We start from the raw sequence: 13,686 nt of genomic DNA, 5'->3' as shown, positions 1-13,686 counted from the left end.
GATATAGATCATGAAAAAAAGATATATAATAAATATTGTCTTGCTGGCATTTATATTTTCGTCATGTGATAAATGGTTGGATGTAAAGCCGGAGCTGGATATATACGAAGAAACATTATTCGAAAAAGCACAAGGGTATTACATTGCGTTGAACGGATTGTATATTGATATGTCCGACAAAAAATTGTACGGGCAGGAATTAACCTGGGGAGTTGTAGAAGCCTGGGGACGCAGTTATAGCTTGAACGAGAAGACACATCGCTCCTATTTGGACGTGGCTAATTTTGAATATGACAGGAATGAAGCGAGATCGGTAGCTGCTTCTATTTGGTTGGCTAGTTATAAAGTTATTGCAGAGGCGAACAATTTGATTCAAGGGCTGGAAAAAGACGGGGATGTAAAATTCAAGTATGGAGATGTTACTAAAAATATGATTCTTGCCGAGGCATATGCGATTCGGGCTCTGATGCATTTTGAATTGTTGCGTATCTTTGCTAAGGCTCCGATTGCAGACAATGGCGGAGAGTCTGCTTTTATTCCTTATGTGACAGAATACCCGTCTATCGTCAATCCTCCGGTGGCGACGAAGAGTATTTTGAAGTATTTGATTGCGGATCTGGAGAAAGCCAAAGACTGGATTAAACCTTTTGACACGGATGCGCAATATCCCGGGGGAATGGCTTTTCGTGATTTGAGCGCATCCCGTGTTAAACTGGATAACGGATCGGGGATAATTTTAAATGTTGATGAGTTTTTCAACTATCGTGCTAATCGCTTGAATTATTTTGCTATATCTCAATTGCTTGCCCGTGTATGTTTGTATGCCGGGGACAATGATAAGGCTTTCGAACACGCAAACGAGGTGGTAAACGTGGTGGATAAAGGAACGAATTTACGGTTTGTTGCCCCTGGGTATATCGGAGATCCTATGGAGTTAAGTACGATAGAACCCCGGTTACATTCGGAAATACTTTTTGCTCCCTATAATTCAGACTTGTCGACTTGGACGGAAAACTATTTTAGTTCTTCAGCTAAAGATTGGCTTTTAGTACTGAACGACAAAAGTGGAATTTTCTCGGAGAATGCGAATGATGTGCGTTTGAAAGCGATTCCCAAAAATATGGTAACTAAATTTTCTTTGGAAGGAAGGAACGAGAGTAACATGATTGCGGCAAAATCTTTGGAACCGGTACTTCGATTCCCGGAATGTTATTATATTGCGGCAGAAGCTGTTTTTGATAAAGACCGGGCTTTGGCTGTCGAGATATTTAATAAAGTAGTGGATGCCCGGAATAATTCGGTTTATAATCTGAAGGTAGACGTGGATAAAGATGCTTTTATGGAGGCGTTGGTCAAGGAATATCGTAGGGAATTTTTATGCGAGGGACAAATGGTTTACGTCTACAAGAGATTGAACCTGCCGTTAAGAGAGAATGGAACAACCGTCGCTCATAATGGGAAATTAGTTATGCCGGTACCTGACACGGAAGCCGGGGTACAGTAAATGATGTGTAATATAAATGCAGATAATTATGCGAATCATATTTTTACTTATTTTACTAGGTTGCTTGGCGTTTTACGGGTGCCAAGAGGAGAAACCGGAAATGTTCATTCCCGAAAGGTTTATCAAGTTTATGTTCGGGAATGAAGCCGGTGAGGATTACTATAAAATCGAGTGCAATTTTGCGTACGAGAATGATAATACCATGGAAAAAATTATTTCCGTGCCAGTTGAATTCCGGGGCTACAATTTGACCGAAACGTTGCATTTTGCTGTCAACGTGGATAAAGAAAAAACGACACTCCCGGAAGATTGTTTTATTTTGGAAACAGAACAAGCGTTTCAACCGGATGGGGATTTTGTTGACACGATGCGTGTGAAATTACAGCGGAAGGCTATATTAAAAGAAAGGAGTAAAATCTTGAGATTACAATTAGTGCCTAGTTCGGATTTTCAAGTTTATATGGCAGATTCTTTGTTTGTAGAGATTACGGTGTCGGATATTTTCTCGCAACCCGAATGGTGGACTGATGATATCGCAAAGGCTTATTTGGGCGATTATTCTAAAGAGAAATATGATGAATTCGTAAAAGAAACAGGCATTCGTGATTTCGGGACTTTGGATCCTTCGGAAAAGAGATTTTATGCTATCATGTTTAAAAGAGCGTTGGAAAAAACACCCAGATTCGAAACGGATGGGCGTGTAATGTCTGTTACGATTACAGGATGATTTTTATAGAACTAAGAAATATGTATTGTAATGAACCAAAAAGATAGGTTATGAGAAATAAGATTTTAATGATATGCTTCTTAGGCTATATTTTATTAACCGGTTGCATGGATGACAAAACAAATTTGGATTATAAAGATATTGTATTGCCTGATTCCGTGATAATAACAAATATAGAGGATCAAGAAAGGTTTTATCTTCACGAAAATGCAATAGGTGCCCGATTCAAGGTGACCGCGGGTGATGAATTGCAATTAGACCTTGAGGTGAAATACGATGGGGATGATGAATTGGCTTACGAGTGGCGGATGGATGGTAAAGTGATTTCCACGGAGCAAAATTTGCGGCATGTATTCACGGAAGAAGGAAACGGGCAGTTATTTATTTACCGGAAAAATGCGGGTAATGCCACTATTTATGGTTTTCTGGTAGAAATACGTCGACCTTTTAGTACCGGGATCGTTGTGCTGGGCAAAAGTAACGGCGTCATCCAAATGGATTTTGTAGAACGTTATTGGGAGAAGAAAAACGTGGTGCTTGATGGAAGGCTTTATTCCAATTTCTCGGTCACGGAATATATCCCGCATGAAAACGTGTACCCTCTTTATAATGACGGGGAAGAGTTGGGACAAAATCCCGTGAAGGTATCTCGCGTTTCGGGACTGGCTCCGAATCCTGATGATCGATATAATGCTTTGCAAATCTTAGACCGGGACTGGCGGAAATCCGTTTCCGTGAATTCTGAGGATATGAAAAGAATCGTGTCCATGAAAGATGAGTTCGTGGGAGAACCGGTTAATTTGGTCCCGGTTAATTTTGAAAGTGTCGGAGCCCTCTCTTTGGTATTGGATGAATCAGGGAAAATATATACGCGAGTGAATTATGATGCGGGAAATCCGAACACGGGGCGCTTTATTCTTGAACCATTGGTTTTTGATGATCCTTATGATGTGCCAGATAAAGGCTCTGAAGAGATTAATGCTAAATATGTGACTGCAAAAGGAAATTTAGCAATTATTTATGAAAAGGAAAGAAAACGTTTTCTTGCACTCACGGCTTCAGACGGATATTACCAAAGTTTGGATTATTATGCGGTTCACGATTTATCTCGTCCGAGTAATATAGCTAATCTGCCTGCTGGTTTTATACCTCTTGCTGATTTTGATAAAGAGATCTACGCGATTCTTTTTCATGAGAGTTTTCTGAATGAAAATATTTATATTATCTATAAGGATGGTTCAGATTTTTATATACAAACATTCGGAATAAATACGATTTTGTATACGGCAGAGCATTCGGTAAGTTATACGGCTGTTTCTAATTTGAAATTGCCTGCCGATGCGGCAAGGTTAATAGAACAAGGGCACGGGCTCGTGAAAATTGCGATGGATAAGCGTTATAATGACTTTATGTATGTCGGGGCTGGTAATGCCCTGTATTCGATGAGTATGCAAGGTACCGCTATTTCAAAAATACATGAATTCACGGAAGAGGGGAATATGAAAGATTTTGTTATCACGACAACCTGGAGGGGCGACGGGGAAAATGCAGCCCAACGATATTTTAACGGGCGTGTATTTGGAGCTATTTTTGACAATGGGGATTTTAGGGTTCTAAAGTTGTATGACGATCCGCAGAAACCCGGGGAGATACAGAAACATTATTGGGTAAATAAAAATTTTGATGGGGGAGCTGTCGTGTTATATTACTATTGATTTAAAGGGATTATAGTAGTGTGTTTACGTGATGTTAGGCGGTGTCGTACACGACACCGCTTTTTTGTTTGAAGAAATAAAATTATATGAACATATGGCAAATACATTCCGGAGCGGAAAATAGGTTTGGCGGATTCGAGAACGTTTAAAGAGGTATATGAGCAATATTTTGCCGCTTTAAAGTATTCCGCTATGCGTTACGTGGGAGATGAGGAATTGGCGTGCGATCTCCTGCAAGATGTTTTTGTTAAATTGTGGGAGAGAGTGGATGAGTTTGAGAATGAACTGCAATTAAAAACGTACTTGTACCGGATGGTGCGTAACCATTGTTTGACTTTTTTGCGGGACAAGCAAAGACAGGAGAAACGAATGGAAGGCTTTGAAGTGGAGGAAACGGAGGACTCTTTCGTGTATCAAATGATTAAAGCCGAGATATATGCTTTGATTAATGAGATTTTTGAAGAATTGCCCGAAGCCTGCCGGAACGTGTATGCGAAAAGCCTGGAAGGAAAAAGCCACAAAGAAATTGCGGGGGAATTGAATATTATATCGAAATTCAACAAGTAATCTGATAGGTTCTCATATTGTTTTTGGGCTTTGTTTTTCTCGTGTAGGGGGGACGTTGATTTTGACGTATCGTTCCCGGTGAAGGTTTTATATCCCGAATAAAATGAATTTGAGATTATTCCTCAGGATCGTCATGGCACGTTTGAAATGGGTTTTCACGGTTGTTTCGGCAATATTCATTTGTTCCGCTATTTCCTGAATCTTCTTTTTTTCTACAATGTGTAATAATACTACTTCCCGTTGTTTGTCGGGCAGTAAGTTCAAAATGTGATTCAACCGTTCGTGAATGTCTTCGTCGATTTCGGGGTCTTCGATGTTTGAGAATAATATCGCTTCAATGATTTTGTCTTGATGTTTATATTGAATATCGAGGTTTCTCAGGTAATTCATGCATTTATTTTTCACTATCCCGAGCAGGTAATACGAAACGGGCTGCCTTTCATCGTACCTTTCCGGGTTTGACCACAAGGAGAGAAAAGCTTCCTGTACCATATCTTCGGCTTCTTTCCAGTCGTAAAGATAACGCATGGCGTAGTGCTGCAACGGGAGGAATGAGGTTTTATACAATTCATGAAAAGCCTTTACATCCCGCTTTTTTATTCGGGAGCCCAGTTCATCTTTTTTCATGAATTCATCCATTCGAGGTCGAGTATTTTTGACAAAGATAATTTTTTTTTCAAAATCGTGTCCTCCATTTTCGAATCTCGTGTTAATATAGACAAAACCGAATGATTGAGAATTGAAAGTTATGGAGAGAAATCATATTAGTTGGGATATTTTGCTGCGGAAAGTCCGGCGGACGTTGCCGCCGGAGGAAGAGGCGGTGTTTCAGGAATGGTTGGCGGGGGACGAAAGGCACCGGGAGTATTACGAGCGGGTGCGGCGGGTATGGTCGGCAGAGGAAACGACGTGCGAGATGGATACGGATATAGCCAGGGTGATAGCCGGGTTTGATGATTACGTGCGGAAGGAACGGGAGTTGAGGCGGAAGAGAATGGTTCGCCACGCGTATCGTTATGCAGCCTGTTTGTTTTTCCTGTTGGTTGTTGGCGGGGGGATTTTGTTTTTGAACAAGGGAGAGAAGCAGGCAGAGAGGCTGGCTAGTGTGAATAAAGAATCGGTCCCCGGTGGGAATAAGGCAATTATTCTTTTGGGGGACGGGAAGAAGGTGGACGTGGAGATGTTGGCGGACACGATGTTCTATAAGGCGGAAGGGATCGAGGTGCAGAAGAACGCGGGAGTTATTAAATATAGCGGGCTTCAGAAATCGGAGGTGACGTACAATACAATCATGATTCCTAGGGGCGGCGAGTACCAGGTGGAGTTGAGCGATGGCACGATGGTCTGGTTAAATTCAGAAACCCAATTGAAGGTGCCGACGGCGTTTGTCGGGGAGGAGCGGCGTGTTTTCCTGTTGGGAGAGGCTTATTTCGCGGTTACAAAGGATGACCGGAAACCTTTTATCGTGGAAACGGATCTGGGGAACGTGAAGGTTTACGGGACAGAGTTTAATGTTAAGCGTTACCGGGACGAGAAGCAGTTGAAGGCAACGTTGGTGGAGGGTGTGATCGGGTTCAGCAGTGACCGGATAGGGGAATTGAAGTTGAAGCCGGGGTATCAGTTGAGCCTGACGGAGGGAGCCGGGAAGCCGGAGATAAAACAAGTGAAGATTTATAACGAGATCGCGTGGAGGAACAAGCAGTTCTGTTTCGAGAACGAAACGTTGGAGGAGATTGCCCGGGAACTGGAAAGGTGGTACAACGTGAAGATTGTCTTTGCTGACCCAGTGTTGAAAGATTTGGTCTTTTCGGGGACGTTAAGCCGTTACGGGAAGATCGAAACGTTGTTGCGTCTTTTCGAGGAAGGGGTAGAGGTGAAATTTGTGGTGGAGAAAGACACGGTGAAAGTGATGAGAAAGTAAAAAAGTAGAGAATGTATCCTGTAGTCGGCAAACTTTAGATAGCATTCTCCACAGATTCATTAATATTAACGAATTAATAAGACAAATGTATGAAAAAAAAGACACCTGACAGGCATATTCAGTCTGTATTTTCACGGAAAATGTTGTTGGTGGTACTCTTGTTGTTTCCTTTTTCGCTGGTTCGTGCGGCGACGGAGGATTCAACACGTTTGGTAACCTTTAGCACGAAAGCTGAAAGTCTGAATCATGTTTTAATCAAATTCAAAGACCAGACCGGGGTGGAAATTCTTTTTAACCGGCAACTTTTGGGCGATCAGGTATGCAAGGAATTGAACTTGGTGAAGGTTTCGGTTGACGTGGCTCTCGGCAAGATACTGGAGGGTACGGGATTCGAGTTCTCCAAAGTGGATGGCGTGTATATTATCAAGAAGAAGACGAAGGAGAAGATTACACGGGTAGAGCCTCGTGTGGTTACCGGGGTGGTGAAAGACGCACAGGGAGAACCGTTGCCGGGGGTAACGGTTGTCGTGAAGGGTACCACGTTGGGATGTGCCACGGATGCGGATGGAAAATATAAGTTGCCCATATCGTTGGAGGGGGATGTCGTTCTGGTATTTTCGTTCGTGGGGATGCAGACGAAAGAGGTGACTTATAAGGGGGAGGCGGAGTTGAATATCACGCTGGAGCCGGATGTGACGGAGATAGAACAAGTGGTGGTTACCGGTATCTTTACTCGCAAGGCAGAGAGTTTCACGGGGGCGGCGACGACGTTCAAGCGAGAGGATTTGAAACGGTTGGGAAATCAGAATATCCTGCAAAGTTTGAAGAATATGGACCCTTCGTTTATCGTGACGGAGAGCGTGGATTTCGGTTCCGACCCGAATCGTATGCCGGATATGCAGATACGCGGGGCTTCGAGCTTGCCGAACGTGAAAGGCGATTATGCTTCCAACCCGAACCAGTCTCTTTTTATCCTGGATGGTTTCGAGGCGACGGTGGAGAAGGTGTTCGACCTGGATATGAACCGGGTGGCTTCGGTGACACTTTTGAAGGATGCGGCGGCAAAGGCTATTTACGGTTCCCGTGCGGCAAACGGGGTGGTGGTTATCGAAACGGTTCAGCCGGAGAAAGGAATGTTGAAGGTGACTTATTCCGGCGATCTGAATATTACCGGACCGGATTTGAGTAGTTATGACTTGTGTAACGCAGCGGAGAAGTTGCAGGTGGAGTGGGATGCCGGGCGTTATGATGCTTATTACCCGAAGGATGACCAATTCCGCTTGGAGGAATATAATCAGTTGCAAAAGGAGATTGCCCGCGGGGTGAACACGTATTGGCTGGCAAAGCCGTTACGGACGGGTGTGGGACACAAGCATTCCTTGTATCTGGAAGGGGGAGATGATTACTTGCGTTACGGGGTGGATGTGTCTTACAACAAGGTTGCCGGGGTTATGAAAGGTTCCGACCGGGAGAATGTGGCGGGAGCGATCACGTTGTCATACCGCTATAAAAGTTTGTTGTTCCGAAACGTGTTGAGCGTTACGTTTAATAAAGCGAATGATTCTCCTTACGGCAGTTTTGCGGAGTACACGAGGTTGAACCCGTACTGGAGTCCCCGTGACGAGAACGGGAATCTGAAACGGGTGCTGGGTGAGTTCCGGCTGGCGGACTGGCGGGATGCTACGGTGTATTACAATCCTTTGTATAACGCTACTTTGGGAACAAAGAATTTCTCGAAATACACGGAGGTTACCGACAATTTTTACGTGGAATGGCAGATGTACAAAGATTTGAAGTTTATCGGTCGTTTCGGGTACTCGCAGAAGCAGGATAGCCGGGAAGATTTTTACCCCGGGAATCACACGAAGTTTGCCGATTGGACGGGAGATAATTATTTTAAGCGAGGATCTTATTATATCAAGGACGGGACGAATAAGACGTTGAAGATCGACGCCACGTTCAATTATTCCAAGCAGTGGGACAAGCATTTGTTGTTTGCCAATCTGAACTGGAATTTGCAACAGGATAGTTACGATTACCACGGGATGGAGGCATGGGGGTTCCTGAACGATAAGGTGGATCACGTGGCTTTTGCCAAGCAATACGCAGAGAACGGCGTCCCGACGGGTGATGATGCCACGACCCGTGAGATCGGGGTTGTCGGGGCTGTGAACTATTCTTACGATAACAGGTATTTGGCGGATCTTTCTTATCGATTGAGCGGTTCGTCGGTGTACGGGGCGGACAATCGTTGGGGAAGTTTCTGGTCTGTCGGCATCGGTTGGAATATGCATTACGAGAGTTTCCTGAGCGGGCAGGAGTGGTTAGATCAGTTGAAGGTGCGGGCTTCTATCGGGTATACTGGAAGCCAGAATTTCAATCCCTACCAGGCGATGGCGACTTATAGATATTTCACGAACGCGGAATATGACAATATCGTGGGGGCTTACTTGATGGGAATGGCGAATGACAAGTTGAAGTGGCAGCAAACGAGGGATATTAATATCGGTTTTGATGCCCGTTTGCTGAAGGGATTGACGTTGCGTTTCGATTACTATATCAGTAATACGGATAATCTGTTGGTGGATTTTGATTTGTCAGGTTCCACGGGGTTCAACACGTTTAAGGAGAATTTGGGCGAAGTGCAAAACCGGGGTTTTGATGCCACGTTGAGCTGGCGGCTGTATAATAATGTCGAGTCGGATTCTTATTTCACGGTTTTCGGTTCGGTGTCTTCCAATAAAAATAAGATCGTGAAGATTTCGGATGCGCTGACAAAGTCGAATGAGGCACAGGATGATGAGGGAGTGAATCCCTCGAAGCCTTATACCCGTTTTGAGGAGGGGCAGTCCACGAGTGCCATCTGGGCGGTGCGTTCCCTGGGTATCGATCCGGCAACGGGTAATGAAATGTTCTTGGATCGAAACGGGCGGAAGACTTACGAGTGGAATATCAACGATCAGGTGGTGTGTGGCGAGTCCAACCCGAAGTTGCAGGGTAATTTCGGCTTCAATGCGGAATACAAGGGGATTGCACTGAATTGTTCTTTCAGTTATAAGCTGGGAGCTGATTATTACAATCAAACATTGGTTGACCGGGTGGAGAACGTGGACGTGCAGTATAACGTGGATAGGCGAGTATTCACGGGTACGTGGAAGAAAGCGGGGGATGTTACTTTCTTCAAACGGATTTCCGATACGCCGACGACGACCCGACCGACCGATCGTTTCGTGGAGCGTCAAAACGAATTGTCGCTGGCGTCGCTGAACGTGTCGTATGATTTGAGGCACGTGCATATAACGAAGTATGTGGAGCGGATGAAGCTGTCATTTTACATGACGGACGTGTTCCGGGTGTCTTCGGTAAAAGCGGAACGGGGGTTGGAGTATCCTTTCGCCCGGACTTATTCTCTGGGTTTGCAGGCAACTTTTTAACGATAACAGGACAGAATTATGAGATATAGAATGAATTTTTACAGGAAATACCTGTGTTTTAGCTTGGTCGTGCTGATGTTTGCGTCGTGCAACAGTTGGTTGGATGTTGAACCGAAGTCACAGGTGAAGGATAAGGATTTGTATTCTTCCGAGAGTGGGTTCAAGGAAGCGTTGGCGGGTGTTTATAGTATTATGACACAGGAGTATCTTTACGGGAAAGAGTTGACTTTCGGGATGTTGGGCGTGTTGGCGCAGGAGTGGGATTACGAACCTTCGGAGTATGCCGACGATAAGTTGTATAAATACGAGAGCACGAAGCCGGAGATTCGGATTGACTCGATATGGTGCGGTTTGTATAATGCGATTGCTAATGCCAATAAGTTGTTGGAGGAGATCGACGCGAAACAGTCGAAGTTCACGGGGGTGAATTACGAGGTGATTAAGGGTGAGGCTCTGGCATTGCGGGCATACCTGCATTTTGACTTGTTGCGGGTGTTCGGAGCCAGTTACGCGGAGAAGCCGGACAAGATGGCAATCCCTTACGTGACGGCTTATACTTCGGATGTGTTTCCGCAGAAGACGGTGGCGGAGGTTATCGGCAAGGTGCTGGAAGATTTGACGACGGCATCGGAGTACTTGAAGAATGACCCGATGTACACGGGGAAGGTGGTGACGGAAACGGATGATAACGGGTATTTGCTGAATCGGCAGGTGCATTTGAATTATTATGCCGTGAAGGGGTTGATGGCTCGGGTGTATCTTTACAAGAAGGATTACACGAATGCGGCACGTTGTGCTTCCGAGGTGGTGGAGTCCGGTAAGTTCGAGTGGGTGGAGCAAGCCAACCTGACGAACGAGAATATGGCGGATGTTTCTTTTTCCTCGGAGCATTTGTTTGCGTTGAACGTGGTGACGCTGGGGAATCGGGTGGAGAAGTATTTCTCCGGGAGTAGTTCTTTTTTCGCGATGGATGAAGCTACCTTGTTGGATTATTACGGGTCGGCGCAGGATTATCGGTACCTGTACCAGTTCAAAACGGGGACGGGATTGAATAGTACGTTGCGTTATCCCAGGAAGTATGACCAGCTGGAAGGTGACGGAACTACGGCATGGTCTGTGAGGTACCGGAATAAAATGCCGTTGATTCGTTTGTCGGAGATGTATTATATCCTTGCCGAATGTCGTCATTATACTTCCGGGGATGCGCTAGGGGCGTTGAATGAGGTGCGCCGCCACCGGGGTGTTGCCGATTTGGGAGAGTCTGACGTGGCGGATTTTGGAGCCACGTTGTTGTCGGAGTTCCGGAAAGAGGTCGTGGGAGAAGGTCAACTTTTCTTTTATTACAAACGGGTGAACGCGGAGTCCATGAAGCGAACCGATGCCGATATGGTGGGTATGGGACTGTACAAGTTGCCGTTACCGAAAGCTGAATTGCAGAATCCGGGTTGGGTAAGTAACAAATAAGGAGGAATTATGAAAAAACAAATGATATATTTGGGGGTGATGATAGCTTTTATGCTGTGTGCCTGTGAGGAAGACGATAAATTGATGTACGACGAGAGCTCGCGGGCGTTGAACCTGTGGTTCGGGACTGATGCGATAAACGGCAGGCTGGATAGTACGGTGTATAATTATGCTTTTCGCCCGTTGGATACGGATTTGGATTCCGTGATGTTCTACGTGAAATTGGCGGGAGTACCGTCGGATGAGGATCGCACGTTTGAATTGCACGCCGTGGGTGGGGATTCCGGTTCGGTGGTGGAGGGGAAACACTATGTGTTGCCGTCTTACGTGCTGAAAGCCGGGTCGACCGGGGGAAGTTATCCGATATATTTGAAGAACACGGCGGATTTTAAGAACAAAGCGTTTTCTCTTTCTTTTGCCTTGAAGGAAAATGAATTTTTCCAAGCCGGGGCGAAGGAATACGCAACGTTGAAGTTGAATATCAAAGACCGGGAGGAGATTCCACAGTATTGGAATGAAGATCCGGTGACGTATATGCCGTTGAAGAATTTCTTCGGTACTTATAGCCACAAAAAATACCAGTTTATTATCAAGGTGACGGGGAAGGTGATTCTCCGGGTGATTTACCAGGGGACGCCGACACCACCGAATGAGATCTCTTATTTTGAAGCCCAGTATTTACAAGCCAAATGCAGGCTTGCTGTCGAGGAGTATAACAGTAATCCGGATAACCCGGATAGACCGTTGTCGGATGAGAATGGACCTATTACTTTTTAAAAATGCAGATTATGAATGTATTGAAATATATTGTATTGGTTGTCGTTGCTTGTAGTGCGTTATGGGCGTGTTACGACGATAAGGGAAATTACGATTACCGGGAATTGGACAAGATTGTGATAGATTCGACGGGAGGAGTGGTGCAGTCAAGTTACTCGATAGCCCGGCTGGATGTGTTGGATATTCCTTTGAAAGTGTACTATAACGGGGAGTTGGTGAACGGTGTGGAGGAGCGATTCCCGGATTTGGAATTTAATTGGGTGGTTTACCAGCAAGGGATAGAAACCCCGATTGCCGAACGGGATACGATAGCCGAGGGAATAGCGTTGAAGTTGCCGATAGAGTTGGAAGAGAAGGATTGGGAATTGGTGTTCACCGTGTTGGACAAGAAAACGGATTCCCGGGAGTTTATGAAGTTCGACCTGAAGGTGAATGCTGCCTTGAGTGAAGGATGGATGGTGGTGTACGAGAGGGATGGCAAGACGGATGTCGGTTTGATTGTTAATAAGTTGATCGCCCCGAACGTGACGAAGGAACGGACGTGGGTGGATATATACTCGGCTTTTAACGGTGTCCCGCTGGACGGCAAGCCTGTACGGGTGTTGTATTCCGTATCGACGAAGCCGGAAGGCGTGGTGGTCGTGACGGATGAAGACATGGTTACTGTAGACCCGTCTACTTTTAGTTGCCTGTATCCTTTCAGCGATATGTTTTGGGCTGCCCCTGGCGTGAAAGCTCCGGATCATTACACGGCTTTCTTTAATAAACGGGAACTTGTAATTAATGACGGAAAGGTGCACACGGTGAATTTTTCGACGAGCGGTTCAAACCGGACAAATTTGTTTTTCGGGGTGCCTTGCACGGGAGAATACGGGAAGCTGGCTGACTGGAGTGCCAACATGAGTTCGGCGTATAGCGGTGTCGTGTACGACCAGGTGGAACAGAACTTTAAATGCATAAAGTCAAATCAGACCGTGGTTGTTGGTTTGCCCGTGCAAAGTTCGGGGATTGCTTTCGATTGTAATAACGTGGGGTTGGAATTGGTTATGAGTGATTACGGGTGGAATCATTATGAATACATGGTCATGAAGGACGAGGGGGAGCACTATTACTTGTTGGTTGCTGATTTCTGTAGTTTTATGACCCAGAATATGATTGGAGTGGGAAAATACGATATGGCAAATTGCAAAGGATTGTCTGATGGAGTGTCTTCCGTAACAGCCGGATACAAGGGTGAGATATTTTATTATGCAGCCGGGGACGGGGTGTACCTGTACGACTATAAATCTTCAAATACGACTGGAGATCCGGTGTGGGAAGCTCCGGAGGGGGAAGTGGTGACTTGTGTGCGGTTGCAAAAATATTACCAGGGAGCACAGATGATGGCAAATACTCCGCCCAATGCTTGCGAAGTGTTGTATATCGCTACTTATAACGAGAAGGAGGGAAAGGGTACGGTATACCAATTGAAAGTTAATCCTTCTAACGGAGTCGTGGATAAGAGTAGCGAGAAGCCGTTTTATGGTTTCGGGAAAGTGAAAGATATGGGATGGAAGATTAAATAAATTAATTTATAA

At 45.2% G+C, this 13,686-nt stretch carries 10 protein-coding genes; 9 read left to right on the top strand and 1 reads right to left on the bottom strand.

Annotated elements, in window-relative coordinates:
- Positions 1-10: 10 nt before the first annotated feature.
- The 4 genes from A3CY_RS0109820 (at position 11) to A3CY_RS20715 (ending at position 4,513) form a co-directional block, all read left to right on the top strand.
- Positions 11-1,504: a RagB/SusD family nutrient uptake outer membrane protein gene (locus A3CY_RS0109820; protein WP_026207506.1), complete on the top strand. Its 1,494-nt coding sequence runs from the start codon at positions 11-13 to the stop codon at positions 1,502-1,504.
- A gap of 28 nt (positions 1,505-1,532) precedes the next feature.
- Entirely contained in the window at positions 1,533-2,231 is a 699-nt protein-coding gene (locus tag A3CY_RS22030; protein ID WP_018337738.1) for a DUF4843 domain-containing protein, read from the top strand.
- A gap of 50 nt (positions 2,232-2,281) precedes the next feature.
- A complete protein-coding gene (locus tag A3CY_RS0109810) occupies positions 2,282-3,946 on the top strand; it encodes a PKD-like family lipoprotein (protein ID WP_018337737.1) in 1,665 nt (554 codons plus the stop codon).
- A gap of 126 nt (positions 3,947-4,072) precedes the next feature.
- Positions 4,073-4,513, top strand: coding sequence for a sigma-70 family RNA polymerase sigma factor (locus tag A3CY_RS20715; RefSeq protein WP_018337736.1), 441 nt, complete (start codon positions 4,073-4,075; stop codon positions 4,511-4,513).
- A gap of 87 nt (positions 4,514-4,600) precedes the next feature.
- On the opposite strand, the gene A3CY_RS0109795 is transcribed toward A3CY_RS20715, so the two are convergent.
- A complete protein-coding gene (locus tag A3CY_RS0109795; protein ID WP_240388144.1) occupies positions 4,601-5,140 on the bottom strand; it encodes an RNA polymerase sigma factor in 540 nt (179 codons plus the stop codon).
- A 121-nt stretch (positions 5,141-5,261) separates the two neighbouring features.
- Here A3CY_RS0109795 and A3CY_RS0109790 point away from each other — a divergent pair, with 121 nt between their 5' ends.
- From A3CY_RS0109790 to A3CY_RS0109770, 5 genes are all read left to right on the top strand, one after another.
- Positions 5,262-6,434: a FecR family protein gene (locus tag A3CY_RS0109790; RefSeq protein ID WP_018337734.1), complete on the top strand. Its 1,173-nt coding sequence runs from the start codon at positions 5,262-5,264 to the stop codon at positions 6,432-6,434.
- Positions 6,435-6,523: 89 nt separating this feature from the next.
- Positions 6,524-9,868 carry a SusC/RagA family TonB-linked outer membrane protein gene (locus tag A3CY_RS0109785; protein WP_155828256.1) on the top strand — a complete coding sequence of 1,115 codons (3,345 nt, stop codon included), beginning with the start codon at positions 6,524-6,526 and terminating at the stop codon, positions 9,866-9,868.
- Between the two features lie 18 nt (positions 9,869-9,886).
- Positions 9,887-11,332 carry a RagB/SusD family nutrient uptake outer membrane protein gene (locus A3CY_RS0109780; protein WP_026207503.1) on the top strand — a complete coding sequence of 482 codons (1,446 nt, stop codon included), beginning with the start codon at positions 9,887-9,889 and terminating at the stop codon, positions 11,330-11,332.
- 9 nt (positions 11,333-11,341) lie between these two features.
- Positions 11,342-12,109 carry a DUF4843 domain-containing protein gene (locus A3CY_RS0109775; RefSeq protein ID WP_026207502.1) on the top strand — a complete coding sequence of 256 codons (768 nt, stop codon included), beginning with the start codon at positions 11,342-11,344 and terminating at the stop codon, positions 12,107-12,109.
- A gap of 11 nt (positions 12,110-12,120) precedes the next feature.
- Positions 12,121-13,674: a PKD-like family lipoprotein gene (locus tag A3CY_RS0109770; protein ID WP_018337730.1), complete on the top strand. Its 1,554-nt coding sequence runs from the start codon at positions 12,121-12,123 to the stop codon at positions 13,672-13,674.
- Positions 13,675-13,686 lie beyond the last annotated feature (12 nt).

Origin of the sequence: Butyricimonas synergistica DSM 23225, assembly GCF_000379665.1 — a bacterium.
Taxonomy (GTDB): domain Bacteria; phylum Bacteroidota; class Bacteroidia; order Bacteroidales; family Marinifilaceae; genus Butyricimonas; species Butyricimonas synergistica.
Note: the sequence above shows the minus strand (reverse complement) of the source record. Positions and strands in the feature narration are given on the sequence as shown.

Coding starts and splice junctions, on each gene's coding strand:
- A3CY_RS0109795 (WP_240388144.1), bottom strand. CDS start 5,140: ATGAAAAAAGATGAACTGGGCTCCCGAATAAAAAAGCGGGATGTAAAG.
- A3CY_RS0109790 (WP_018337734.1), top strand. CDS start 5,262: ATGGAGAGAAATCATATTAGTTGGGATATTTTGCTGCGGAAAGTCCGG.
- A3CY_RS22030 (WP_018337738.1), top strand. CDS start 1,533: ATGCGAATCATATTTTTACTTATTTTACTAGGTTGCTTGGCGTTTTAC.
- A3CY_RS0109810 (WP_018337737.1), top strand. CDS start 2,282: ATGAGAAATAAGATTTTAATGATATGCTTCTTAGGCTATATTTTATTA.
- A3CY_RS0109820 (WP_026207506.1), top strand. CDS start 11: ATGAAAAAAAGATATATAATAAATATTGTCTTGCTGGCATTTATATTT.
- A3CY_RS0109775 (WP_026207502.1), top strand. CDS start 11,342: ATGAAAAAACAAATGATATATTTGGGGGTGATGATAGCTTTTATGCTG.
- A3CY_RS0109780 (WP_026207503.1), top strand. CDS start 9,887: ATGAGATATAGAATGAATTTTTACAGGAAATACCTGTGTTTTAGCTTG.
- A3CY_RS0109770 (WP_018337730.1), top strand. CDS start 12,121: ATGAATGTATTGAAATATATTGTATTGGTTGTCGTTGCTTGTAGTGCG.
- A3CY_RS0109785 (WP_155828256.1), top strand. CDS start 6,524: ATGAAAAAAAAGACACCTGACAGGCATATTCAGTCTGTATTTTCACGG.